Annotated in this window: 21 protein-coding genes, 2 tRNA genes and 1 pseudogene; 14 read left to right on the top strand and 10 right to left on the bottom strand. The window is 56.0% G+C overall.

From position 1 onward, the window contains the following. Nucleotides 1–35: 35 nt before the first annotated feature. The 5 genes from KMP13_RS09100 (at nt 36) to KMP13_RS09080 (ending at nt 6,409) form a co-directional block, all read left to right on the top strand. Nucleotides 36–1,790: a sensor histidine kinase gene (locus KMP13_RS09100; protein ID WP_215265548.1), complete on the top strand. Its 1,755-nt coding sequence runs from the start codon at nt 36–38 to the stop codon at nt 1,788–1,790. Next, nucleotides 1,787–3,016: a sigma-54-dependent transcriptional regulator gene (locus tag KMP13_RS09095; protein WP_215265547.1), complete on the top strand. Its 1,230-nt coding sequence runs from the start codon at nt 1,787–1,789 to the stop codon at nt 3,014–3,016. Before KMP13_RS09100 ends, KMP13_RS09095 begins: the two co-directional genes overlap by 4 nt. Before the next feature lie 235 nt (nt 3,017–3,251). Beyond that, complete coding sequence (locus KMP13_RS09090) at nt 3,252–4,253, top strand: DctP family TRAP transporter solute-binding subunit (RefSeq protein WP_215265546.1); 1,002 nt, start codon at nt 3,252–3,254, stop codon at nt 4,251–4,253. A 102-nt stretch (nt 4,254–4,355) separates the two neighbouring features. After that, nucleotides 4,356–5,033 carry a TRAP transporter small permease gene (locus KMP13_RS09085; protein ID WP_215265545.1) on the top strand — a complete coding sequence of 226 codons (678 nt, stop codon included), beginning with the start codon at nt 4,356–4,358 and terminating at the stop codon, nt 5,031–5,033. Then, nucleotides 5,033–6,409 carry a TRAP transporter large permease gene (locus tag KMP13_RS09080; protein WP_215265544.1) on the top strand — a complete coding sequence of 459 codons (1,377 nt, stop codon included), beginning with the start codon at nt 5,033–5,035 and terminating at the stop codon, nt 6,407–6,409. The genes KMP13_RS09085 and KMP13_RS09080 overlap by 1 nt, the downstream gene beginning before the upstream one ends. An 82-nt stretch (nt 6,410–6,491) precedes the next feature. Here KMP13_RS09080 and tpiA read toward each other — a convergent pair whose 3' ends face one another. From tpiA to KMP13_RS09055, 5 genes are all read right to left on the bottom strand, one after another. After that, on the bottom strand, nt 6,492–7,241 hold the full coding sequence (gene tpiA / locus KMP13_RS09075) for a triose-phosphate isomerase (protein ID WP_215265543.1): 750 nt from the start codon (nt 7,239–7,241) through the stop codon (nt 6,492–6,494). Nucleotides 7,242–7,338: 97 nt separating this feature from the next. Next, nucleotides 7,339–7,698 (bottom strand): HesB/IscA family protein, encoded by a 360-nt coding sequence (locus KMP13_RS09070; RefSeq protein WP_215265542.1) that lies wholly within the window; start codon nt 7,696–7,698, stop codon nt 7,339–7,341. A gap of 70 nt (nt 7,699–7,768) precedes the next feature. After that, complete coding sequence (locus tag KMP13_RS09065) at nt 7,769–8,131, bottom strand: SUF system Fe-S cluster assembly protein (protein ID WP_215265541.1); 363 nt, start codon at nt 8,129–8,131, stop codon at nt 7,769–7,771. A 132-nt stretch (nt 8,132–8,263) separates the two neighbouring features. Next, complete coding sequence (locus KMP13_RS09060) at nt 8,264–8,545, bottom strand: NfeD family protein (protein WP_215265540.1); 282 nt, start codon at nt 8,543–8,545, stop codon at nt 8,264–8,266. Continuing rightward, nucleotides 8,545–9,432 carry an SPFH domain-containing protein gene (locus KMP13_RS09055; protein WP_215265539.1) on the bottom strand — a complete coding sequence of 296 codons (888 nt, stop codon included), beginning with the start codon at nt 9,430–9,432 and terminating at the stop codon, nt 8,545–8,547. Before KMP13_RS09055 ends, KMP13_RS09060 begins: the two co-directional genes overlap by 1 nt. A 164-nt stretch (nt 9,433–9,596) precedes the next feature. Between KMP13_RS09055 and tgt the strand changes: the two genes are divergently transcribed. Continuing rightward, complete coding sequence (gene tgt, locus KMP13_RS09050; RefSeq protein WP_215265538.1) at nt 9,597–10,727, top strand: tRNA guanosine(34) transglycosylase Tgt; 1,131 nt, start codon at nt 9,597–9,599, stop codon at nt 10,725–10,727. 143 nt (nt 10,728–10,870) lie between these two features. Here tgt and KMP13_RS09045 read toward each other — a convergent pair whose 3' ends face one another. Continuing rightward, complete coding sequence (locus tag KMP13_RS09045; RefSeq protein ID WP_215265537.1) at nt 10,871–11,380, bottom strand: hypothetical protein; 510 nt, start codon at nt 11,378–11,380, stop codon at nt 10,871–10,873. Between the two features lie 564 nt (nt 11,381–11,944). On the opposite strand from KMP13_RS09045, the gene lon reads away from it, so the two are divergent. After that, entirely contained in the window at nt 11,945–14,356 is a 2,412-nt protein-coding gene (lon, locus tag KMP13_RS09040) for an endopeptidase La (RefSeq protein ID WP_215265536.1), read from the top strand. Nucleotides 14,357–14,562: 206 nt separating this feature from the next. On the opposite strand, the gene KMP13_RS09035 is transcribed toward lon, so the two are convergent. After that, nucleotides 14,563–15,612, bottom strand: a complete 1,050-nt coding sequence (locus KMP13_RS09035; RefSeq protein WP_215265535.1) for a Glu/Leu/Phe/Val family dehydrogenase — start codon at nt 15,610–15,612, stop codon at nt 14,563–14,565. Nucleotides 15,613–15,742: 130 nt separating this feature from the next. Here KMP13_RS09035 and KMP13_RS09030 point away from each other — a divergent pair, with 130 nt between their 5' ends. From KMP13_RS09030 to KMP13_RS09015, 4 genes are all read left to right on the top strand, one after another. Continuing rightward, nucleotides 15,743–16,198 carry an Lrp/AsnC family transcriptional regulator gene (locus tag KMP13_RS09030; RefSeq protein ID WP_215265534.1) on the top strand — a complete coding sequence of 152 codons (456 nt, stop codon included), beginning with the start codon at nt 15,743–15,745 and terminating at the stop codon, nt 16,196–16,198. Nucleotides 16,199–16,271: 73 nt separating this feature from the next. Beyond that, nucleotides 16,272–16,347: transfer RNA gene (locus KMP13_RS09025), tRNA-Val, on the top strand. Nucleotides 16,348–16,485: 138 nt separating this feature from the next. After that, nucleotides 16,486–17,067, top strand: coding sequence for a histidine phosphatase family protein (locus KMP13_RS09020; RefSeq protein ID WP_215265533.1), 582 nt, complete (start codon nt 16,486–16,488; stop codon nt 17,065–17,067). A 70-nt stretch (nt 17,068–17,137) separates the two neighbouring features. Beyond that, nucleotides 17,138–17,213 (top strand) — tRNA-Val (locus tag KMP13_RS09015). A gap of 586 nt (nt 17,214–17,799) precedes the next feature. Here KMP13_RS09015 and KMP13_RS20440 read toward each other — a convergent pair. Then, nucleotides 17,800–18,717, bottom strand: coding sequence for a recombinase family protein (locus tag KMP13_RS20440; RefSeq protein ID WP_251363762.1), 918 nt, complete (start codon nt 18,715–18,717; stop codon nt 17,800–17,802). Next, entirely contained in the window at nt 18,717–19,037 is a 321-nt protein-coding gene (locus KMP13_RS09005) for a hypothetical protein (protein ID WP_215265532.1), read from the bottom strand. The genes KMP13_RS20440 and KMP13_RS09005 overlap by 1 nt, the downstream gene beginning before the upstream one ends. A 226-nt stretch (nt 19,038–19,263) precedes the next feature. Here KMP13_RS09005 and KMP13_RS09000 point away from each other — a divergent pair, with 226 nt between their 5' ends. After that, entirely contained in the window at nt 19,264–19,989 is a 726-nt protein-coding gene (locus KMP13_RS09000) for a hypothetical protein (RefSeq protein ID WP_215265531.1), read from the top strand. Here the strand turns inward: KMP13_RS09000 and KMP13_RS08995 are convergent. Next, on the bottom strand, nt 19,971–20,804 hold the full coding sequence (locus KMP13_RS08995; protein WP_215265530.1) for a hypothetical protein: 834 nt from the start codon (nt 20,802–20,804) through the stop codon (nt 19,971–19,973). The genes KMP13_RS09000 and KMP13_RS08995 overlap by 19 nt on opposite strands. A gap of 224 nt (nt 20,805–21,028) precedes the next feature. Here KMP13_RS08995 and KMP13_RS08990 point away from each other — a divergent pair. Together KMP13_RS08990 and KMP13_RS08985 are read left to right on the top strand one after the other, a co-directional pair. Then, a pseudogene (locus tag KMP13_RS08990) lies at nt 21,029–22,561 on the top strand (N-6 DNA methylase). Next, the coding region (locus KMP13_RS08985; protein WP_215265529.1) for a hypothetical protein at nt 22,558–22,744 on the top strand (187 nt) is incomplete at its 3' end. The pseudogene KMP13_RS08990 and the gene KMP13_RS08985, both read left to right, overlap by 4 nt.

The following is a 22,744-nucleotide window of genomic DNA, read 5'->3' as shown; positions in this document are numbered from 1 at the left end:
GTCAATGCAAAGCGCGCTTTGATAGGGTGCGGCCTATGGGAAAGCTTATCGAAAATCGTCTGGCTATCATTTTGGGGTTCCTGGCGGCGGTCGCGACATTGACAGCGATTGTCTGGACCTATGGCTTTCGTCAGGCGCTGGATGGATTGGCGCAGCGCACGGCTGCGGATCTTGAACTGGCCTCGGACCGGGTTGTGTCGCAATTGCAGGTCTACCAAGAGCTGGCAGTTCTGATGGCCGACCACCCGGAAGTACGCCGGTTGGCCGCCGGAGAGCCATCCGAGAACATCGCGGAATTCCTGCAGGCGGCCGCGGACAAAACCGCCGCGCTGGATGTGTTTTTTGTCGACCGCAATGGGCATCCCACAGCCCAAGACCCCGACCGGTCTGGACGTAACGTACAAGGCACGCGGCTGTATCGCCGGGTTATGCAGGGGGCGTTGGGCACGGGCTATGCCGTCCTGTCACCGGGAGCAAGGCGGGCCTATTCCTTTGCTGCGCCGATATTTGAGGGCAACCATGTGCAAGGGGCCTTGGTTGTTGTCGCAGATGTCGAGGACGTGGAACAGACCTGGCGCGGATCGCTGCCGGCGGTGTTTTTCACCAATGACGACAATCAGATCTTTATCTCGAACCGGCCCGAGCTGCTGCATTGGCAACGATCAAGCGATACTGAGCGCTTGTATGACAGCCACGGGGTGGAACGTTCGATCCGGCAGCTAACGGTGGGCGGGCACAGCCTGTGGATGTCCTCGTTCAATCCCTATTTGCCTGAGACGGCGCTGCATCAGTCGGTGAACCTGCCGGTGCTGGGGTTGGTTGGGGAAATTCTGGTGGATGTAACCCCCGCGCATCGTCTTGCGACATTGCAGGCGGCAACCGTGATGGCGCTGTGTCTGGCCTTTGGTGCCTTGTTGTATCTGGCGATGGAGCGGCGGCGCACGCTGGCGCAGGCCAATGTGGAACTGGAGGCGCGCGTTGCAACACGGACACAAGAGCTGACCAAGACCAACGCACATCTGCGCCGCGAGGTGCGCGAACGCGAAGATGCCGAGGCCGCACTGACCCGCGCCCAAGCGGATCTGGTTCAGGCGGGCAAACTGTCCGCGTTGGGGCAAATGTCGGCCGGGATCAGCCACGAATTGAACCAGCCCTTGATGGCGATCCGACAGTTTGCGGAAAACGGCTCGGCGTTTTTGGATCGTGGCAAAGGGGATCGCGCAGGTGAAAACCTCACCCGGATCGCGGATTTGTCGGCGCGGATGGCGCGGATCATCAAGAACCTGCGCGCCTTTGCCCGAAACGAAAGCGAACCGGTGGGGCGTGTCGATCTGGTTGACGTGATCTCCACCGCAGTGGAACTGACCGAACCGCGGCTCAAGGCCGACCGTGTGACAATGGACTGGAACCCCGAGGCCTATGCAACGCCGGTCTATGCGCTGGGCGGAGAGGTGCGGTTGGGGCAGGTCTTTGTGAACCTGATCAACAACGCAGCAGATGCCATGGTGGGGCAAGACGAACGCCTGATCCGGATCGTGATCAACAACAGGCGCAAGCTGACCGTGGGCGTGCGTGACATTGGCCCCGGTTTGAAAGAGCCGGAAAAGGTCTTTGACCCGTTCTACTCCACCAAAGACGTCGGCGCGAGCGAGGAAGGCATGGGGTTGGGCTTGTCGATCTCATACGGTTTGGTGCAAAGCTTCGGAGGCAATATTCGCGGTGTGAACACCGAACAGGGCGCGTTGTTTACCGTCGAATTGGACTATTGGAACGAGGAAGCTGAGGCATGACGCGCAAGGTCTTGTTGGTGGATGATGATGCGGCCGTGCGCGACGCGCTGGGCCAAACGCTGGAGTTGGCCGAGCTGGATCCCTCGACCCATGGATCTTTTGTTGCGGCCAAAGATCATATCATCGCTGATTTTCCAGGCGTGATCCTCTCGGACATTCGCATGCCGGGGCGGGATGGATTTTACCTGCTCGACTACGCGATTGAGATCGATCCCGAATTGCCGGTGATCCTGTTGACCGGCGAAGGCGATATCCCGATGGCGGTACGTGCCATGTCGCAAGGGGCGTTTGATTTTTTGGAAAAACCCTGCGCCTCGGCCGATTTGCTGGCCGTGTTGGAGCGGGCCTTGCGCACGCGTGCCTTGGTTTTGGAAAACCGCGCGCTCAAGCAGAAACTGGAAAGCGGCGATGCGGCGGCGCGGATGTTGTTTGGTGCTTCCGCCCAGGCAGAGGAGTTGCGCAAGCGCGCGCGCTCTGTCGCGCCAACCCGCGCCGAAGTCTTGGTCACCGGAGCGCCGGGCAGTGGGGTTTCCAAGGTTGCCGAGGTGATCCATCTGATGTCACCGGTGGCAGCGGGGCCGTTTATGAAACGGGCGGCGGCGTCGATTGCTGCCGAAGATGTGGCGAGCCTGTGCAAAGAGGCGGATCAGGGATCCTTGTTCCTGGATGAGGTGCAGTCCCTGTCTGCCGAAGCGCAATATGCGGTGCTCGACGCGTTGGAACACGACACCGCAACACGGGTCATTGCCGGAACCACTGCCGATCTGGCGCAGCTGGTCAAAGAGGACAGGTTCAACGCGGATCTGTTTTATCGTTTGGACGTGATGCGGGTGCGGATCCCGTCGTTATCGGAACGACCCACCGATATTCCGGTGCTGTTTCGCCATTATGTGGCGCAGGCCGCTGAACAGGCCGGCATTGCCACGCCCAATATCTCGCCGGACTATCTGACCACGCTGATGACGCGCGATTGGCCCGGAAATGCGCGGTCGCTGATGTCGGCGGCCATGCGGTTTGTCCTAGGCATGCCCGAAGAAGTCAGCGAGGCGGCGGAGCTGGGACTAAGCGAACAGATGGCGCAAGTGGAACGTTCGCTTTTGATTGCGGCGCTTGGGCGTCAGAACGGGCGGGCGGCAGTGGCGGCGCAGTCCCTGAAGCTGCCGCGCAAGACATTTTACGACAAGCTTGCGCGCTATGGGATTCGCCCCGAAGACTACCGGCGCTAACAAATGTGCGGATTTCCGCACAAAGCGAATTCGACCTGTGCGGGTTTTCGCACAGGTTAAAAAATGGACGAAGCTCCGCCGATCCTGCCCATTTAATATGTCTTTGAAAATAATGCTGAATTCACGTCGAATCCCACATGTTCGAATCAAGCATTGTGAGTCGCGCTGCATTCGAACAGATTTACCTTCGAGCCTCCGTTTCGACGGAGGTAGGGATTTTTATTGGGAGGTAAACATGAAATTCCTTACTGTTGCGGCAACTGCCGTTGCTTTAACCACCACCGCAGGCGCTGCATTTGCAGCTTGTGACGAAGGTGAGATCGTCGCCAAGTTCAGCCATGTTACCAACACAGACAAGCACCCCAAAGGGATTGCGGCGTCTTTGCTGGAAAAACGCGTGAACGAAGAGATGAACGGTGTGATGTGCATCGAAGTCTTCCCGAACTCGACGCTGTATAACGATAACAAAGTGCTCGAAGCGATGCTGCAAGGTGATGTTCAGCTGGCTGCGCCATCCCTGTCGAAATTTGAGAAATTCACCAAACAATTCCGCCTGTTTGACCTGCCGTTCATGTTCAAGAACATCGATGCGGTTGATGCGTTCCAAAGCTCTGATGCGGGCCAAACCATGATGGATTCGATGCAGCGCCGTGGTCTGCAAGGTCTGGCCTTCTGGCACAATGGTATGAAGCAGATGTCAGCGAACACGCCGCTGGTCTCTCCCGAAGACGCCCAGGGGTTGAAGTTCCGCGTGCAATCTTCTGACGTGCTGGTCGCACAGATGGAAGCCATCGGAGGCTCGCCCCAGAAAATGGCCTTCTCCGAAGTTTACGGCGCGCTACAGCAGGGCGTTGTCGACGGGCAGGAGAACACCTGGTCCAACATCTTTGGCAAGAAGTTCTTTGAGGTGCAGGACGGCATCACCGAGACCAACCACGGTGTTCTGGACTATCTCGTTGTGACCAATGTGGACTGGCTGAACAGCCTGGACGCGGATGTGCGCGACCAATTCCTGACCATCCTGAACGAAGTTACCGCAACGCGGAACTCCGAATCCACCAAGGTCAATCTGGAAGCCAAAGACGCGATCATCGAAGCGGGCGGCGTTGTACGCAGCCTCGACGAAGCGCAGCGCGCGGTCTGGGTTGATGCGATGAAGCCTGTTTGGGATCAGTTCGCGGGTGACGTAGGCGCCGAAATGATCGAAGCAGCCCAAGCGGCAAACGCTGGGTTCTAATCCAGTTAAAACCTTCAGAGGGGCGGGATCTGCGCCCCTCTCACTCTCGCGGCGAACCGATCACGGTGCCGCATCCCTTTCCTGAAATCTTGGGAGATACGTATGTCGGGGGCACATTCCGGGCCAACCGGGTTTATTGATGCAATCGAAGAGACTTTGATTGCACTCATCTTGGGGCTGATGACAGCCCTGACATTCGCCAATGTCATTGCGCGATTTGTCTTTAATTCCAACATCCTGTGGGCACTGGAGGCAACCGTGTTCCTGTTTGCGTGGTTGGTCCTTTTGGGGGCTTCCTATGCGGTCAAGAAACACTCGCATCTGGGCGTGGACGCGATTGTGAACATGTTGGCACCGGGTCCGCGCCGCCTCGTTGGTCTGTTTGCCGCCGCCTGTTGCCTGGTGTTCTCCTTGCTGCTGCTCAAGGGCGCTTATGACTATTGGGCGGTCTTTGCCGATCTGCCGCCGACCTCGGGTCGCTGGTTCCCAACCGGGTTCAACACCAGCGCGCGCTCGCAGAGCTTTTATGAGGTGCAGGATGTGCCGATGGTCGGGGCGTTCCGGTTTCTGGAAGAGATGATCAACTATGGTGACGCTTACGAGAAGCTGCCGAAGGTTGTGCCCTATGTGGTGCTGCCCGTGTCGATGTTGTTGCTGGTTGTGCGATTTGCGCAGGCCACCATGCGGATCCTACACGGCCAGGCCGACCGGCTGGTTGCCAGCCATGAAGTAGAAGATGAGCTGGACGCCGTGCGAGCCCAGCATAGGGAGCAAGACTGATGGACGTGGTATTTCTCTTTGGGATGGTCATTGGCTTGTTGTTGCTGGGCGTGCCGATCGCGGTCTCTCTTGGCCTCAGCTCGACCATCTTCCTGCTGATCTATTCCGACAGCTCGCTGGCGAGCGTGGCGGGGACGTTGTTTGAGGCTTTTGAAGGCCACTTTACACTGCTGGCGATCCCCTTCTTTATCCTCGCCTCCAGTTTCATGACTACGGGCGGTGTCGCGAAACGGATCATCCGGTTTTCCATCGCCTGCGTGGGGCATTTGCCCGGTGGTCTGGCGATTGCGGGTGTCTTTGCCTGTATGTTGTTTGCAGCCCTGTCGGGGTCCTCGCCTGCAACCGTTGTGGCCATCGGCTCCATCGTGATCGCAGGCATGCGCCAGGTGGGATATTCCAAGGAATTCGCCGCCGGTGTTATCTGTAACGCAGGCACCCTGGGCATTTTGATCCCGCCCTCCATCGTGATGGTTGTCTATGCGGCAGCGGTGGAAGTGTCGGTGGGGCGGATGTTCCTGGCTGGTGTTATTCCGGGTCTGCTGGCGGGTCTGTTCCTGATGGTCACCATCTATGTGATGGCCAAGGTCAAGAACCTGCCAAAAGGCGAATGGCACGGTTGGGGAGAGGTCTTTGCCTCGGCCAAGGACGCAGGCTGGGGTCTGTTCCTGATCGTGATCATTCTGGGCGGTATCTACGGCGGTATCTTTACCCCGACCGAGGCTGCAGCGGTGGCGGCGGTCTATGCCTTCCTGATTGCGTCCTTTGTTTACAAGGACATGGGGCCGCTTTCCAACGGTGACGATGCGCCGAAAACGCCGCTGATCAAAAAGCCGCTGGCGCTGATCACCGCCTTTGTGCACCCGGACACCAAACACACGCTGTTTGAAGCCGGCAAGTTGACCGTGACCCTGCTGTTTGTGATTGCGAACGCGTTGATCCTGAAACACGTGCTGACAGATGAGCAAGTGCCGCAGCAAATTGCCAATGCGATGTTGTCGGCAGGCTTTGGTCCGGTGATGTTCCTGATCGTTGTGAATATCATCCTGCTGATCGGCGGCCAGTTCATGGAGCCATCGGGTCTGTTGGTCATCGTAGCACCATTGGTGTTCCCGATTGCCATTGAGCTGGGCATTGATCCGATCCACCTGGGCATCATCATGGTGGTGAACATGGAAATCGGGATGATCACGCCGCCGGTAGGTCTGAACCTCTTTGTGACCTCGGGCGTGGCGGGCATGCCGATGATGAGCGTTGTGCGCGCGGCGTTACCCTTCCTGGCGGTGCTGTTCGTCTTCCTGATCCTGATCACCTATGTGCCGGTGATTTCAACCTTCTTGCCCAACCACTTTATGGGGCCGGAGATTGTGACCCACTAACACAAAGGCCCGCTGGAAAAACCAGCGGGCCATCTGAGATAACGTAAGAAGGCGCCAGTACTGGTGCCTTTTTCGTATGGATTTAAGCCTGTGACAGAGCGGCAACGATGGGGCCGAAATCGGCGGCTTTGAGGCTCGCGCCACCCACAAGCGCGCCGTCGACGTTGGAGACCGCAAAGATCTCAGCCGCGTTGCTGGGTTTGACCGAGCCGCCGTAAAGCAGAGGAATGGCATTGCCGATGTCCGCACCAAAGCGGGCCACCAGTTCCGCACGCAAGAAGTCATGCACTTCGCCGATTTGTTCCAGCGTCGGAACCTTGCCAGTGCCAATAGCCCAGACGGGTTCATAGGCCACGACGGTGTTCTCATCAGTGATGCTGTTGGGTAGGGAGCCTGCTAATTGCGTGCCGACCACTTTCAACGTGTCGCCCGCTTCGCGTTCATCCAACGTCTCACCAATGCAGACAACGGCGAGCAGACCGGTGTTCTGGGCGGCTTCGGTTTTGGCACGCACTGTGATGTCGGTTTCACCATGGTCGGTGCGGCGTTCGGAATGGCCGACAATCACCGCGCTGGCACCGGCGTCTTTGAGCATTTCGGCGCTGACATCACCGGTATGGGCACCGGATGTTACGGCGTGGCAGTCCTGTCCGCCGATGGCGACATTCGCACCCGACATGGTGGTTGCGGCTGCGTGAACCAATGTGGCGGGGGGGCAGATCAGAACCTCAGCAGCGCTGTCACGGGTTGCCTCTGCAATTGCTTTTAGCTCTGCCAAGGCAGCGCCTGTACCGTTCATCTTCCAATTGCCAGCTGCAATCTTACGCGCCATATCGGTTATCTCCCTTACCCGTTACAACGGCAGTAGATAGCACCGTGCCGCAGAGCTCACAATTGTTGAAATAGCCGCAGCCTGTTGTGTTAGCCTATTATTCGCGACCGGGCACGCTAAAGCTAATGGATTCACCACAACCGCACGCCTCGGCGACGTTAGGGTTGTTGAACTTGAAGCTGGCTTCCAAGAGCGAGATTTCATAGTCGATCTCGGTTCCGAACAGAAACATCTGCGCCATGGGCGCGATCAGGATGCGCGCCCCGTCCTGTTCTACAACTTCGTCATTAGGGTCGGCGGTATCCACATACTCCATGGTATATTCCATGCCGGCGCAACCGCCTTTTTTGACACCAATCCGCAGACCGGCGCGGCCGTCTTTTTCCATCAATTTGGAAATCTGCGCGGCGGCGCGGGGCGTCATGGTCACAGCTTGTTTGCCGGGAATGCCGAACATTTTTGATCTCCAATGTAGCTCTGTCTTTAAACGTAGGGTCGCAAGGACGAAGCTTCAAGTCACGGGAAGGTTACATAAAGCCCAATTCGAGGCGCGCCTCGTCGGACATCATTTCCATGCCCCAGGGTGGCTCCCAGGTCAGTTCGACGTCAACGCTTTTGATTCCATCCACCGGAGAGACCGCATCCACGATCCAACCCGGCATGTCGCCCGCAACCGGGCAGCCCGGCGCGGTCAAGGTCATGATGACTTTGACGTCGTTTTCGTCGGAGATATCGATCGTGTAGATCAATCCGAGGTCATAGATATTGACAGGGATTTCAGGGTCATAGACCGAACGACAGGCAGCAACCACCGCGTCATACAGCGAATGGCTCACGGTTGAAGGCGCGATCAGCGGCGTGCCTTCCATCGGTTCAGTTGTGTTGGTCATTTGGGCCTCGAGTGTAATCCGACAGAATATATAGGGAACCTGAGCCGGTGCGTCCAGAGGGGGCAGGCCAGATCACGCAGCCGTGGGGTGTTTTCCTTGGCCCGTGGCTGCGCGTCTGTGCGTGATGTTACATCAATCGTTGATATCGTGGTCGAATTTTTTCACCTGTCCCGTGGGCAGGGAAAAGACCCGGCGCAGCACAAGCCATGCAGCCAAGGACAGGATGGCAAAGAGCAAGGCCAGCAGAGACGGTGCCACCGTCGTTTCGGGCACTACGAAGAACAGGGCCGCGATGATGGCCGCCCCGATGCCGAACCCCAGCGCGATAAAGCCGGGCACCAGTATTTCGACGCCAACCAGAACCAGCGCGGCAACGCCCCAGATCCACCAGATTTGCCAAAATGCATCGGGCATCACTTGGCTCCTTTCAGCAGTTTGAACGCATCCCCAAAGGCTTCCAGCGCTTGGGCAGGGACCACGATGGTCTGTTTGCCTTCGCCCTGACCCAGTGCCGTGAGCGATTCCACCTGTTTCAGGGCGACCTGATATTGGGCGGCCTCGATGCCGTTTTCCTTGATCGCTTTAGCAACGACTTCGGTGGCGTAAGCTTCGGCGTCGGCCTCAATCCGGCGGGCCTTGGCGGATTGCTCGGCTGCATAGAGTTCGGCGTCGGCGGACAGCTCGACAGAGCGCTTTAGCCCTTCGGCCTCGGTCACTTGGGCACGGCGGGCGCGTTCGGCGTTGAGCTGCTGCAACATGGCGTCACGGGTGGCTTGGTCGAGGTTCACATCCAAGATCTCGGCGCGGGTGACTTCGATGCCCCAATCGTCAACCGCGTCTTCGACCGCCTCTTGAATGCGATTGATCAGCTGCGAGCGGTTGGATTGCACCTCATCCAGATCCATTTTGCCGATCTCGGCTCTGACAATCCCGGCAACCGTGGTGGCAATGGCCCCGTCAACATCGCGGATCCGGTACACGGTCTTTTCCGGTTCAAGAATGCGGTAGAACACCGAAGTGTCGATTTGCACCAGCACGTTGTCCTTGGTGATCGCATCCTGCGAGGCATTGGGCAGCTGGCGTTCCAGGATCGAGATCTTGTGCGCCACATTATCCAGAAACGGGATAATGAAGTTGATACCGGGGCCAAGCACCGCATGCAGGCGGCCAAATCGTTCGACCACGAATTTCTGCGACTGCGGGACAATTCGCACCCCGCGGAAGATGATGATAATAATGACAACGGCCGCAACGATAAAAACGACGTTCTGCGACAAGATATCAATAATGAGCTGCTCCATTGAGATGGGCTCCTCCAAAAGAACTTTTTAAGTTTCCACAACGGATTACCGTGAAATGTGGCAATAATATAGGCATTTCGCGGCATCACTACAATTGTGTGGCCTTGGCAAAGGGGCATTCTCTTCGTAAGGAAGCGTCCTTGGACCATGTGGGAACGGATAAGATGGCACAGGACTTCGGATTTACCCTGAACGCAACCGACGGCAAGGCGCGCACCGGTGTTATCAATACGCCGCGCGGAGATATTCGCACGCCCGCCTTTATGCCCGTGGGCACCGCCGCCACAGTGAAGGCGATGATGCCGGAAAGCGTTCGCGAAACGGGAGCCGATATCCTGTTGGGCAATACCTATCACCTGATGCTGCGCCCCACGGCTGAGCGGATTGACCGGCTGGGTGGGCTGCACAAGTTCATGAACTGGGAGCGGCCGATCCTGACCGACAGCGGTGGGTTCCAGGTCATGTCGCTGGCGGGATTGCGCAAGCTGACAGAACACGGCGTGACGTTCAAATCCCACATCGATGGCTCCAAACATGAACTGACGCCGGAACGCTCGATGGAGATCCAGCGGTTGTTGGGGTCAGACATTGTCATGTGTTTTGATGAATGCCCGGCCTTGCCTGCTGACCGTGACCGGATCGCCGAGAGCATGCGCCTGTCGATGCGATGGGCGGAACGGTCGCGTGTGGCCTTTGGTGACCGCCCCGGCCATGCGCTGTTTGGCATTATGCAAGGCGGGTTGGAAAAAGACTTCCGTGAGGAAAGCGCCAAAGCGCTGACTGATATTGGCTTTGAAGGCTATGCCATCGGTGGCCTTGCGGTTGGCGAAGGGCAGGAGGCGATGTTTGGCTGCCTGGAATATGCGCCGGACTTTCTGCCGCAGGACAAGCCCCGCTATCTGATGGGGGTTGGCAAACCGGATGATATCGTCGGTGCCGTCAAACGCGGTATTGATATGATGGATTGTGTCCTGCCGTCCCGTTCGGGGCGTACCGGGCAGGCCTGGACGCGCCGGGGGCAGATCAATATCAAAAACGCCCGCCACGCCGATGATCCGCGCCCGTTGGATGAAAATTGCAGCTGCCCCGCCTGTTCCAAATACAGCCGCGCCTATCTGCATCACGTGTTCCGCTCAAACGAGATGATCTCGGGCATGTTGTTGACCTGGCACAACCTCCACTACTTTCAGCAGATCATGCAAGAAATGCGCGATGCGATTGCTGCCGGTACGTTTGAGGTCTGGGAAGCGGATTTTCATGCCATGCGCGCGCAGGGCGACATCGAGCCGTCGTAAGCCGCTGAAGGGCTATGGAAGCCTCCGAGGCGTAGTTTTGTCCAACGTCACGCATACAAGCATGGCCTTGGTCGACGACTAAGCCCCGGAGCAATACCAATTGTCGGCCCAATGCGCGCCAACGATTGAGTGGTGCAGGATATTTACGACATGACCCGGCTTTGACGCAGAGACGGAAGAAAATGCGTCAGGACAACAGAACTGCAACTGATCAGCTGGGCCAATCCAAAACTGGTCGCAAGAATGGTGCCAAGGGTGGTGAAATCTGCGGTGCGCGTCGTCTCGGCCCCGCCCAGCAATAAGGCGGTCAACCAGCCTGCCGCAGACATTGCAGCAAAACTGGCAAGCATCAGCTTTTTCCCGAGCCCCAAGTCGATGAGGCGTTGCCCCACGACGGCGGTCACGATGGGCACAGCAACGCGCGCCATACCTATTGCGGTTGCCGTCAGCAGGGTGACAGTTGCCAGTTTCGCCCACAATTTGGGAGATGCAGCTGCCAGATCGCCGTTCGTTTTGAGGTAAAACAACCCCAGCCCGGTGATCCAAAGCCCCCAAAGCGCCACGGTGATGACTTTGTGTGCGCGTTTGATCAGATCTGTGTCGCTTTTGTCGAGGGGGCGAAAGGCGTGGCGTAGTATATGAAGATCCGTCAAAAGGACTGTTCCCAGTCCCAACGCCAACGACATCAAATGAGAAATGACCAAGAGGTCCTTTGCAAGTTTTGTCGGATTTGTATCAGCAACGATACTAAGCATGTTGTGTAACATATCGAATTTTCTCGATCACTTTGTTGAGTTTTTCAAAAAACACGCGACGCATTTCACGTTCGCTACTGGTCAACAAAATCGGAAAAAACAGAGTTTCCGTGGTCCTATTGTGGTCAATAGTTTCCGAAAATTAACAGTTGTTAATATTTCAATTTTTGCTCGTATTTTAGATGTTTTGACGGTTGGAGTGTCATTCTTTCGCTCACAGACGCGGCGTGCAACCCCTGTGACGCAGGCCTTAAACTTTGGGCGCAAACACGCCTCTTAAGCTTTCGCTGACCTTCTCATCAAAAGTGCTCTTGTGATCGCCGCGACCTGCGGGCAATGTGGAGGGTAACCCAGATGGCTTGAAAACGACGGACCATCTGACCACATAAAAAGCTCCAAAGAGGAGACGGACAGGGCTGCCACGATCGGGGCCGGACCGTCTTGCCAAACAAAGGACCGAGTATGCAAGAGCCACTCAATTCCTCCTATCCTGTTCTGCCGCTGCGCGACATCGTTGTGTTCCCACACATGATCGTGCCGCTTTTCGTTGGCCGTGATAAATCGGTGCGCGCGTTGGAAGAGGTGATGGCGGATGACAAACAAATCCTGCTGTCCAGCCAGGTTGACCCTTCTGAGGACGATCCGGAATCTGATGGCATCTATGAGATCGGCGTGCTTGCCAATGTGCTGCAGCTGCTGAAACTGCCCGACGGAACCGTCAAAGTTCTGGTCGAAGGTCAGGCGCGGGTTCAGATCACCGAATACCTCGAGAATGAGAATTTCTTTGAGGCGCGCGTCGAAGCGCTGACCGAGATCCCCGGCGACATGACCACAACCGAGGCGCTGGTGCGCACGGTTGGCGATGAGTTCGAGCGCTACGCCAAAGTGCGCAAGAACATCCCCGAAGAAGCTCTGGCGGCCGTGGGTGAAACCGCCGAGCCTGCAAAGCTGGCGGATCTGGTGTCCGGCCATCTGGGCATCGAAGTGGACCGCAAGCAAGAGCTGCTGGAAACACTGTCCGTGAGCGAGCGCCTTGAGAAGGTCTACGGTCTGATGCAGGGCGAGATGTCCGTGCTGAAGGTCGAAAAGAAGATCAAGACCCGCGTCAAATCCCAGATGGAGAAGACGCAGCGCGAGTATTATCTGAATGAGCAGATGAAGGCCATTCAGAAGGAGCTGGGCGACGGCGAAGAAGGGGCTGGCGAAGTTGCCGAACTGGAAGAAAAGATCGCGGCCACCAAGCTCTCCAAAGAAGCGCGCGAAAAGGCTGATGCTGAGCTGAAGAAGCTCAAGAACATGTCGCCCATGTCGGCCGAGGCCACCGTGGTGCGCAACTATCTGGACTGGATGCTGTCGATCCCGTGGGGCACCAAATCCCGCGTCAAAAAGGATCTGGGCCGCGCCGAAGAGATCCTTGATCAGGACCACTATGGTTTGGACAAAGTCAAAGAGCGCATTGTCGAATATCTTGCGGTACAGCAACGGTCAGCCAAGCTGAAAGGCCCGATCCTGTGCCTTGTTGGCCCTCCGGGCGTTGGTAAAACCTCGCTGGGTAAATCGGTTGCCAAAGCCACCGGGCGCGAATTCATTCGTATCGCCTTGGGCGGCGTGCGCGACGAGTCTGAGATCCGCGGCCACCGTCGGACCTATATCGGGTCGATGCCGGGCAAGATCATTCAGGCGCTGAAAAAAGCCAAAACCACCAACCCGCTGATCCTGTTGGATGAAATCGACAAGATGGGTCAAGATTTCCGCGGCGATCCGGCCTCGGCAATGTTGGAAGTGTTGGATCCGGAACAGAACAACACCTTTATGGATCACTATCTGGAGGTGGAATACGACCTCTCGAACGTGATGTTCCTGACCACCTCGAACAGCTACAACATGCCGGGCCCGCTGATGGACCGGATGGAGATCATTCCGCTGTCGGGCTACACCGAAGACGAAAAGCGTGAGATCGCCAAGCAGCACCTGATTTCCAAACAGGTCAAAAACCACGGTCTGAAGGCCAAGGAGTTTGAACTGAAAGAAGAGGCGCTGACCGATATCATCCGCACCTACACCCGCGAGGCGGGCGTGCGGAACCTGGAGCGTGAGATTGCCAAAGTGGCGCGGAAATCACTGACCAAGATTGTCAAAAAGGAAGCTGAAAGCGTGACCGTCACACCGGATAATCTGGATGATTTCCTGGGCGTGCCCAAGTACCGCTTTGGTCTGGCCGAAAAAGAAGATCAGGTCGGCGTTGTGACCGGTCTTGCCTATACTTCGGTTGGGGGTGAGCTCTTGTCCATCGAGGCGCTGCGCCTGCCGGGCAAGGGTCGGATGAAGACCACCGGGAAACTGGGTGATGTGATGAAGGAGTCGATTGAGGCGGCGTCGTCCTATGTGCGCTCTATTTCGCCTCAGATCGGTGTGAAGCCACCCAAATTTGACAAGGTCGATATCCACGTGCACGTGCCCGAAGGGGCCACGCCAAAAGATGGCCCAAGCGCGGGCTTGGCCATGGTGACCTCTATCGTGTCGGTCCTGACCCAGATCCCGGTGCGTAAGGATATTGCAATGACCGGTGAGGTCACGTTGCGTGGTAACGCGCTGGCCATTGGCGGTCTGAAGGAGAAGCTGTTGGCGGCCCTACGTGGCGGCATCAAAACTGTGCTGATCCCGGAGGAAAACGCCAAAGACCTGCCGGAGATCCCTGACAATGTCAAAGAGGGGCTGAACATCATCACAGTGAGCCACGTGTCCGAAGTTCTGAAAATCGCGCTGACCGCAACACCCGAGGCGATCGAATGGGATGAGGAGGCTGAAGAGGCCGCCGCCGCCCAGGCCGCTTTGGAGAACAAAGGAACCGGCCAAGGTGCCACAGCGCACTAAGCGCGGGTACCCATGTGATCTTGGATCGCTGTGTGGTTCTGAATTGAAAAAGGGCGGCCTATGGGGCCGCCCTTTGCAGTTGTCCTAATTGTTTAGGCCGCCTTGTATTGGCGTTTTAATGTTTTCCCCAACTGGATGATTGGCTGCCTGGGCAGCATAGTGTGCGACAGGTAGCGCGCGCCTTCTACGGAAGGACACGCGATGGTTCAAGCGGCTTGTGCTGCCATTTGCGCCTCTACCGTCGCAATTGCGACGTCAGCCGGGCTGACATCACGTTTGGACGCTTGGTCGAGCGTGTTTTTCAACGTCTCATCAAGCGCTTGCAGTTTCGCGGCCACAAAGGATCTGCGATCGCGAATTTTCTCTACTTCTGTGGCGACATTGATAATGCCGCCGCCATTGGCAACAAAATCAGGCGCATACAGAATGCCGCGTGCATGCAACCGTCCAGCGTCCTGGTCGGTGGCAAGCTGGTTGTTGGCACCACCCGCCACCACGCTGACTTTGAGCATTGGAACGGTCTGCGCGTTCAGGATGCCTCCGATGGCGCAGGGGGCAAAGATGTCGGCCTCGGCGGCGTAGATCTCATCAATGGCGACAGCGCGGGCGTTAAATTGGCTTTGCGCCTTTTGCACCCGGCCTGCGTCCACGTCGGTCACCACCAGTTGCGCGCCTGCGTCGTGCAGATATTCGCACAGGTGCCATCCCACATTGCCCAGACCTTGGACGGACACGGTGACGCCCGTCAAAGCGTCAGAGCCATGTTTATGGGCCCATGTGGTGCGGATCGCGTTGAAGATGCCGCGCGCGGTGATGGGGGAGGGATCGCCACTGGCAAATTCCCCTTCGGTGAGCCCCGCAACAAAGGCGGTCTCGGTCGCAAGGATCGCCATATCAGCGGGAGTCATCCCCATATCCTCAGCCGTGATATAGGTGCCGCCCAGTGACTGGATCGTGCGGGCGAACGCACGCAACAACTCGGGTGTTTTCTGGGTGCCAGGGTCGCCGATGATCACCGCTTTGCCACCACCAAGCGACAGGCCCGCGGCGGCGTTTTTGAAGGTCATCCCCTCGCTCAGACGTTTTACGTCCAGCAGCGCATCCTCAACACTGTCATAGGGGCGCATGCGCAAACCGCCCGCAGCAGGACCCAATGTAGTGGAATGGATCGCAATAAACCCCAAAAGCCCGGTTTCTGCATCGCTGACACGGTAGATGACTTCGTGTGTTTCGCTTGGGACTGGGGTCACTTGCATGTGGCTCTCCTGTTGAGTTGAACGCCAGTCTAAGGGCTGTAGATCACATGTTTTCTCCAAAATAGGTCTTCGTTCGTACCTATATTGGAGTATTGTTTGCGTGAATGGCCATTTTTTAGGGAAAACCTGCATGGATTCAATCGATCACAAGATTTTGCGCGCTTTGCAAGAAGACGGGCGCATCACCATGGCAGATCTGTCAGACAAGGTCGGCCTGTCGCCGACGCCCTGTGCGCGCCGGGTGGCTGCTTTGGAAGATCAAGGCGTCATTGAGGGGTACGGCGCCCGTGTTGATCCCGAAAAGCTGGGCCTGACGGTCACCATCTTTGTCGAGGTTGAGCTGGAACAGCAAAGCGCCCAGGCGCTGCAAGCCTTTGAGGCCGCCGTGCGCCCCTTTGAGCAGGTGATGGAATGCCACCTGATGACCGGGACGCGGGATATGCTGTTGCGCGTGGTGGCGCGTGATCTCACTCATTTTGACCGCTTTCTGGAACAGCAATTGATGCGAGTTCCCGGCATTCGCAACACGCGCTCCAGCTTCTCTTTGCGGACGATGATCCGCCGAAACAGCTTGCCTAAGGTTTAGATCCGAAAAAATGTGCATTTTCTTGCAAAGGCCACTTGCGCCTTCATAATTCTGTCGCTAAACCCCGCCGCACGGGTCGTTAGCTCAGTTGGTAGAGCGCTTCGTTTACACCGAAGATGTCGGGAGTTCGAGCCTCTCACGACCCACCATTCCTGTTTGCATTGCCAGCCGCCCTCGACCGTCCTTGACGAGACGTCCGTGTCAAAATGTACCGAACTCATGACATTGATTGCACTGGGACGCGGCGCGCTGTAGCGGTGGTGGGCACCAAACGTCGGAGGCCCCCCATGACGCATTATCCCAAAATCTGGTTTCTGCGCCACGGGCAGACATTTTGGAACGCCGAACACCGGGTTCAGGGGCAGATGGAATCGGATCTGACCGAAATGGGGGTGAGCCACGCCCATCAGCAGGCCCGTTTGCTTGCGCCGATCCTAGATCACGACGCGCCGCCCTGTTTGGTGTCGCCGCTGCGACGGGCGCAGCAAACCGCCAAGATCGCATTGGGCACGCACCCCTTTGTCACCGATGCCCTGCTAGCTGAGGCGCAGGCAGGCGCGTTTGAGGGGCTGACCCTGAATGAGATTGCGCAGACGTATCCCGACATTTCGGCGGCCTGTCCCAAAGTGTTGGATCTGTTTTGCGAAGCGCCAGGCGGGGAGGGGTTTGAGACTTTTGCCGGGCGGGTGCAGGCAACATTGGATCGTTTGGAATGTCCCACTGTTCTGGTGGCACATGGGCTATGGGGGCAGATCCTGCGGGGGATCGTCTGTGGCTTAAGCCGGGCAGAGATGGCGGCCCTGTCGAATGAGCAGGGTTGTATCTATGTCTTGGAAAATGGCGCTGAAACAGTGCTGCGCGAGACTTGAAAATTTTTTCGAGAAAACTGTATTTGGCCTCTTGCGCTCCCCCACGCCATTCTTTAAGTCCGCCCTCACCGGGTCGTTAGCTCAGTTGGTAGAGCGCTTCGTTTACACCGAAGATGTCGGGAGTTCGAGCCTCTCACGACCCACCATTACTCCCCAAGACACCTGAAGCGCCTTGAAAGGCATGGATAATTGGGGTGTTCTAGCACCTGTTTCTCGACAGTATGAAAGACGGTCTGAAAATGCCAGTTTCAGCACTGTTCTGCGCAGATTAATATTGCCGCTTTCCCATAGTTTCCAAGGCTTTGAGAGGAAGTTCAGGGAGAGTTCTAGCGAGGCTCTATAGTCACGCGTTGAAGGGGCCGGTTTGGCCCGCTTTTCTTGCAGGACGATCTTCGCTTTTTCGAGAGTATCGATTTTTTTCTCGTATGCTTTGATCACCGTGATATTGTCGGTTTCGACAATTCTGTCTAGCAGGGCATCGATTTGCTTTTGTGTCTCAGCAATCTGATGATCAAAGGTTTTGGCCTCTTGCGCCAATTGTGCGCCCCGGATGTCCCATGCATCGCGAAACATGTCATTGGCCATGGCAAATAGGCTGGGGCTTGGCTCAAGTTGGCGAAGAATGTCGCCAACGTCACCTTCGAGTTTGTCACGGCGGATCGACTTTCCATAGCTTTCGCAGCCTTTGGTCTGACACAGATAATAGGGGTGGCGTTTGGTTTTTCCCTTTGACTAGCAGGACCGGAGGGGGGCGTCACAGCCGTGACAAACTGCGAAGCCACGCAAGGCAAAGTCCTCTCCGATGTTTTTACGCGCCGGAGCAATAGCACGGTCTTTCCGGCGTTCTTGAATGCGCCAGAAGGTTTCAGTCGAGATTATTGGCTCATGGTGCCCCTTGATCCTTGAAAGCCCCCAAGGCGCATAGCTGATCAATCCGCAATAGACCTCGCGATCCAGAAGCCGAGTAATCTCCTGTTGGCGCACCAATCCATTTTTTCCCTTGGGGAACTCTGGCTTGGTGCTGAGGAAGTTGCGAATATCAACCTGATTGGAGAAACGCCCGCTCGCGTATCCCTCTAGCGCTTCTTGAATGATGCTGGTCTTGGGTTCGTCACGGACGAGCATTTTGCCATGCTCCCGCAATTTGTCGTAGCGATACCCAAAGGGCGCTGAGAAGGTGTAATAGCCGTTTTGCATCCGCGCCTTCATCTTTTGCGCCACTTGCCGCCCATTTTGTTTGCGCTCAAGCGCGCCTTGGGCCGCCATGATGGTTTCGATAAACTCACCTTCAGGCGTGTCATCAAATTTAAAGTTCAGGCATTCGATACTTGCCCCGCGTTTGCGAAAGGCTTCACGCAGATCAAGGTGGAACCGCGTATCACGGGCAAAGCGTTTGAGATCATCAAAGATCACCACAAACTTTTGATCTGGCTGCGCATCAAGGAAGGACAGCAACGCCATCATGCCGGGACGTTTCATAAAATCGCCACCGCCTGTGATGGTATCTGGAAACACCGCCGCGACTTCATAACCCTTGTTTGCCGCAAACTCACGACAACGGGTTTCTTGTGATTGCAGGCCGTGCCCTTCGGCTTCTTGCGCGCGTGAAGGCACGCGGCAATAGATTAAGGCTTGTTGTTTCATTCCCATCAGCGACTCCCTTTCTGCGGCCCGCCATGTTCAGGGCGTGCGGCGTCTTCCAATTCTGTGGTGATACCGTCCAAGTTTAGCACATCAGCCACAGGCAATTGTGCAAGAGAAATATCTTGTCCACAGGCCTGCTGGATTGGATGCACACCAAAACCGAGATCCACAAAGCTGACCATGATCGACCACAGCGCTTCGATCATCTCACGCTTTTGGGCGTCGGTGATGCCTTCATCTTCAAAAAACGGCATATAGGCATCCCAGTCGATGCTCAGACGCGGTGGAGCCGTCTCGGGATTTAACTCAGGGGGAATGTCACTCATGGTGCTGCCTTTCTGCCTCTTGGCGTTTTTCTGTTTTGGGGATCTCCTTTTTGCGAACCTTCACCGTGAAGGAACGTAAGTGGAACATAATAGGATGAAAATCCTATTTCCCAAAGCAGAAATTCGTTCGTGTCGTATCGACTGACCCAAGATTAGGCTGGTCACGCGCGCGCATCACGAGGCAGAGTGCGGGTATAAACGGGTATTCGTGTTTGGGAATTTTCTTGTGGATATTGATTGGTTGAAGGCCAGCGAAGACCAACGCAAACAGCTTTATGTGGCGACGCGTTCGGTTGCAGATGCAAGCGACACAACGGTTGAAGCGATCATGGACGCCGCCCTTGGCCGCAAGGCATTGATGGGCACAGACTACATGTCCACCTTCCGCAGGGGCAAAATCAGGAGGTCTTACGCGAAGCTGATCCATGGCTGGATTGCCAACCATCATCCAGAGTTGGGGCACCAATTTGCGGCGGATCTATTCCCGCAACCGAATACAGATGCATGGGGGCAGTTTCTTGATGAGCATGCCGTTCGTGGGCAATTGCGCTCGGTGAAGTTTAAGCCGTCGTCCCTTGGGTTGGTAGAACGCGCACGCCAAACCGTAAAACCCGACGACACCTTACGCCTTGGCGAGAAGTTCTGCCTTCAGATTGAATGCAAGGGTGGGAGGTATGCGCAGGCCTATCAGATCTACAAAGGTCAATGGCATCCGATCCCGCTTTGTGATGATGGATCTATGACGGCACGTATTGCTGAGGGCGATGGTCTCTTGCCCATACAGTTCGATGGCACGCCCGATCCACTGGTTGAGCAGCGTGACACTGGACCACATCAGTTTGTGGTCATCACATCGCAAACTGGTGATGATCTTCCAGATTTGGACACGATCCCCACACCATCCGAGACAGTCGAATGGCATGTAATTAGTGTTCACGTGGCATCCGCATAATACGGCAAAATGGGAAGCAGCTTTTCATTCAACGGCTTGAGGCGCGCCCATTCCTTTGCACCGACGGTCTGCAAAGCGTCCCAGTCACCCAGCTTGGCGCGGGCAATATCCGAGAAAAAGATATCTGGTTCCCCCAAGTCCTTGGCTATGTTTGTTACCTCAGCAGCATTGGCCAAAGAAATGGCGTCAAAATAGGCGGGCAAAATCACGTCGCTTGAAAAAGACCGGATCAGATCGTCTGACGGTAGTTCTCGCCCCGAAAGCTGATGTTTAATCGCCCACATTTCACTGATGTGCCCCAGTAATTGAAAAATCCGCGTCGCCGCCTTGGGGTGGGTTGAGTGTTCGCCCTCAAGATCCTCGTCGGCTTTTTCGATCAAGACCATCACCGCCGAAATACTAGAGGCAAGTTCACGCAAGCCAGACCAATCAGAGGCGTCGAAACCGCCCAACACCATCTCTATGGCTTCGTGATCAGCCTGTAGCTCTAAACATGGTGACACATCCGGCCAATCCGCTTGAGGAATACTTGCAAATGGTCTCACTGGCTCTGACGCCCGCGACACAAGGTTCAACACTGGCACGCCATCCGGTAGTTCAAAATGTCCAAGTTCCAAGTGGTGCAGCTCGTGCTGGATGGCCCACGCTAACGCATCGTCAACTGAAAAATTGACTTTTCCCGTAAGGTGAAGACGTTTCAGGGTACTTAAGGCTCCCGTCGAGATATGAACTGTTAGATAGTTCAAATGGCTAATCGATACCGCAAACTTGTCGTTGTGGGTTAGAACCGAGTAGCGCGAACCATCTACGCTCATAAATTTCACCTTACTTATCCAGCCTTCAAATGTGGCGATCTAGATCCAACGAACATAACTTATTGGTAAATATTTCTTGGCTCTCAAATCAACACCTTCTGGCTGGTCTGAAGCGATTTAGGTGTCGCGAGTATCTTGAAATAAGCCAGAAAAAACATAGTGGTACAAGTTATTGCGCGGATGCTTCATAACATTACCGCTATGCAAGGCAGGGCGGATTCTGTATGATTCCTCGGTGGGAATATCAAGGCGGCGAAAAGTCTGTCAGGAAGAATAAAAAACGCATGTTTGAGCAAGCATTTAAGAATATCGATGACGTCCTGTGGAAAGAAGCAGGCTGCACCACCGAACTGGACTACACCGAACAATCCTCTTGGATGCTGTTCCTCAAATATCTCGATGACCTCGAACATGAACGCTCACTTGAATCGGAACTTGTGGGCAAGGCTTACGCCTATATCATCGACCCCGCGCACCATTGGTCCAAATGGGCCGCGCCCAAAAAATCCGATGGCACGTTTGACCATGACAATGCGCTCACCGGCGATGACCTGATCCAATACGTCAACACCGATCTGTTCCCCTACCTGCAAGGCTTCAAGCAGCGAGCCTCAGGGCCGGACACCATCGAGTATAAAATCGGTGAAATCTTTGGCGAGATCAAAAACAAATTCCAAAGCGGCTATTCACTGCGCGATGCGCTGGAACTGATGGACAGCCTGCGGTTCCGCTCGCAAAAGGAAAAGCACGAGCTTTCCCACCTCTATGAGGCCAAGATCAAAAACATGGGCAATGCGGGGCGCAATGGTGGTGAATACTACACGCCGCGCCCGCTGATCCGCGCCATGATCCAAGTGGTGAAGCCGTAAATTGGCGAAACCGTTTATGATGGCGCGGTGGGCTCTGCGGGCTTCTTGTGTGAGGCGCATGACTATATGCGCCACGAACTGGGCGATCTGACCACCACGCAACTCAAAACCCTGCAAACCAGCACCTTCTATGGTCGGGAGAAAAAATCGCTCGCCTAAGTGATCGCGATCATGAACATGATCTTGCACGGCATCGAGACGCCCAACATCATCCACACCAATACCTTGTCCGAGAACATCCGCGATGTGCAGGAAAAGGATCGCCACGATGTGATCCTTGCCAACCCGCCTTTTGGCGGCAAGGAACGCGCGGAGGTGCAGCAGAACTTCCCGATCAAAACCGGTGAAACAGCCTTCCTGTTCCTGCAACATTTCATCAAACATCTCAAAGCTGGTGGGCGCGCCGCGATTGTTATCAAAAACACCTTCCTCAGCAATTCTGACAACGCGTCCAAGGCGCTGCGCAAGGAACTGCTGACATCGTGCAACCTGCACACCGTGCTCGATTGCCCCTCTGGCACCTTCCTCGGCGCGGGGGTGAAAACCGTTGTGCTGTTCTTTGAAAAAGGCGCGCCGACGCATAACACATGGTTTTACCAGCTCGAGCCCAAATCCGCCGATGGCAAACCGCGCAACATGGGCAAGACCAATCCGCTCAATGACAATGACCTGAAGGAATTTGTTGATCTGCAAGCAAGCTTTGCCGACAGCGATCAATCATGGTCGCTGGATATTTCCACGCTGGATGACGCCTATGACCTCTCGGTGAAAAACTCGAACACACCCGAAGAAGCCCCCTTGCGCGACCCTGCCGAGATCATGGATGAAATCGCCGCGCTGGATAACGAGAGCGCAGACCTGCTGGCCACCATTCGGGGGCTGCTATGAAGGCGGGGTGGGAAGAAGTTGAACTTGTAAAACATGTTCGTTTTATCGACTACCGAGGTGTCCGTCGTCAGGGTTTTTGGAACCAATGGCAGCTTAAACTAAGAGAGTATCTGGCTCATCTGGTTGGTTGCATTATGCGGCACGCTGGCGGTGATGCAAGCGTCGCGCTTCGAACGTCTTACG

It is taken from the genome of Epibacterium ulvae, assembly GCF_018678075.1.
GTDB classification, from domain to species: Bacteria; Pseudomonadota; Alphaproteobacteria; order Rhodobacterales; family Rhodobacteraceae; genus Epibacterium; species Epibacterium ulvae_A.
The sequence above is the reverse complement of the archived record's forward strand: the minus strand, read 5'-3'. Positions and strand labels throughout refer to the sequence as shown.

What these genes read in the sequence shown, in the direction of transcription:
- KMP13_RS09100 (WP_215265548.1), top strand. Translation starts at nt 36, where the DNA reads ATGGGAAAGCTTATCGAAAATCGTCTGGCTATCATTTTGGGGTTCCTG.
- KMP13_RS09095 (WP_215265547.1), top strand. Translation starts at nt 1,787, where the DNA reads ATGACGCGCAAGGTCTTGTTGGTGGATGATGATGCGGCCGTGCGCGAC.
- KMP13_RS09090 (WP_215265546.1), top strand. Translation starts at nt 3,252, where the DNA reads ATGAAATTCCTTACTGTTGCGGCAACTGCCGTTGCTTTAACCACCACC.
- KMP13_RS09085 (WP_215265545.1), top strand. Translation starts at nt 4,356, where the DNA reads ATGTCGGGGGCACATTCCGGGCCAACCGGGTTTATTGATGCAATCGAA.
- KMP13_RS09080 (WP_215265544.1), top strand. Translation starts at nt 5,033, where the DNA reads ATGGACGTGGTATTTCTCTTTGGGATGGTCATTGGCTTGTTGTTGCTG.
- tpiA (WP_215265543.1), bottom strand. Translation starts at nt 7,241, where the DNA reads ATGGCGCGTAAGATTGCAGCTGGCAATTGGAAGATGAACGGTACAGGC.
- KMP13_RS09070 (WP_215265542.1), bottom strand. Translation starts at nt 7,698, where the DNA reads ATGTTCGGCATTCCCGGCAAACAAGCTGTGACCATGACGCCCCGCGCC.
- KMP13_RS09065 (WP_215265541.1), bottom strand. Translation starts at nt 8,131, where the DNA reads ATGACCAACACAACTGAACCGATGGAAGGCACGCCGCTGATCGCGCCT.
- KMP13_RS09060 (WP_215265540.1), bottom strand. Translation starts at nt 8,545, where the DNA reads ATGCCCGATGCATTTTGGCAAATCTGGTGGATCTGGGGCGTTGCCGCG.
- KMP13_RS09055 (WP_215265539.1), bottom strand. Translation starts at nt 9,432, where the DNA reads ATGGAGCAGCTCATTATTGATATCTTGTCGCAGAACGTCGTTTTTATC.
- tgt (WP_215265538.1), top strand. Translation starts at nt 9,597, where the DNA reads ATGGCACAGGACTTCGGATTTACCCTGAACGCAACCGACGGCAAGGCG.
- lon (WP_215265536.1), top strand. Translation starts at nt 11,945, where the DNA reads ATGCAAGAGCCACTCAATTCCTCCTATCCTGTTCTGCCGCTGCGCGAC.
- KMP13_RS09035 (WP_215265535.1), bottom strand. Translation starts at nt 15,612, where the DNA reads ATGCAAGTGACCCCAGTCCCAAGCGAAACACACGAAGTCATCTACCGT.
- KMP13_RS09030 (WP_215265534.1), top strand. Translation starts at nt 15,743, where the DNA reads ATGGATTCAATCGATCACAAGATTTTGCGCGCTTTGCAAGAAGACGGG.
- KMP13_RS09020 (WP_215265533.1), top strand. Translation starts at nt 16,486, where the DNA reads ATGACGCATTATCCCAAAATCTGGTTTCTGCGCCACGGGCAGACATTT.
- KMP13_RS20440 (WP_251363762.1), bottom strand. Translation starts at nt 18,717, where the DNA reads ATGGGAATGAAACAACAAGCCTTAATCTATTGCCGCGTGCCTTCACGC.
- KMP13_RS09005 (WP_215265532.1), bottom strand. Translation starts at nt 19,037, where the DNA reads ATGAGTGACATTCCCCCTGAGTTAAATCCCGAGACGGCTCCACCGCGT.
- KMP13_RS08995 (WP_215265530.1), bottom strand. Translation starts at nt 20,804, where the DNA reads ATGAGCGTAGATGGTTCGCGCTACTCGGTTCTAACCCACAACGACAAG.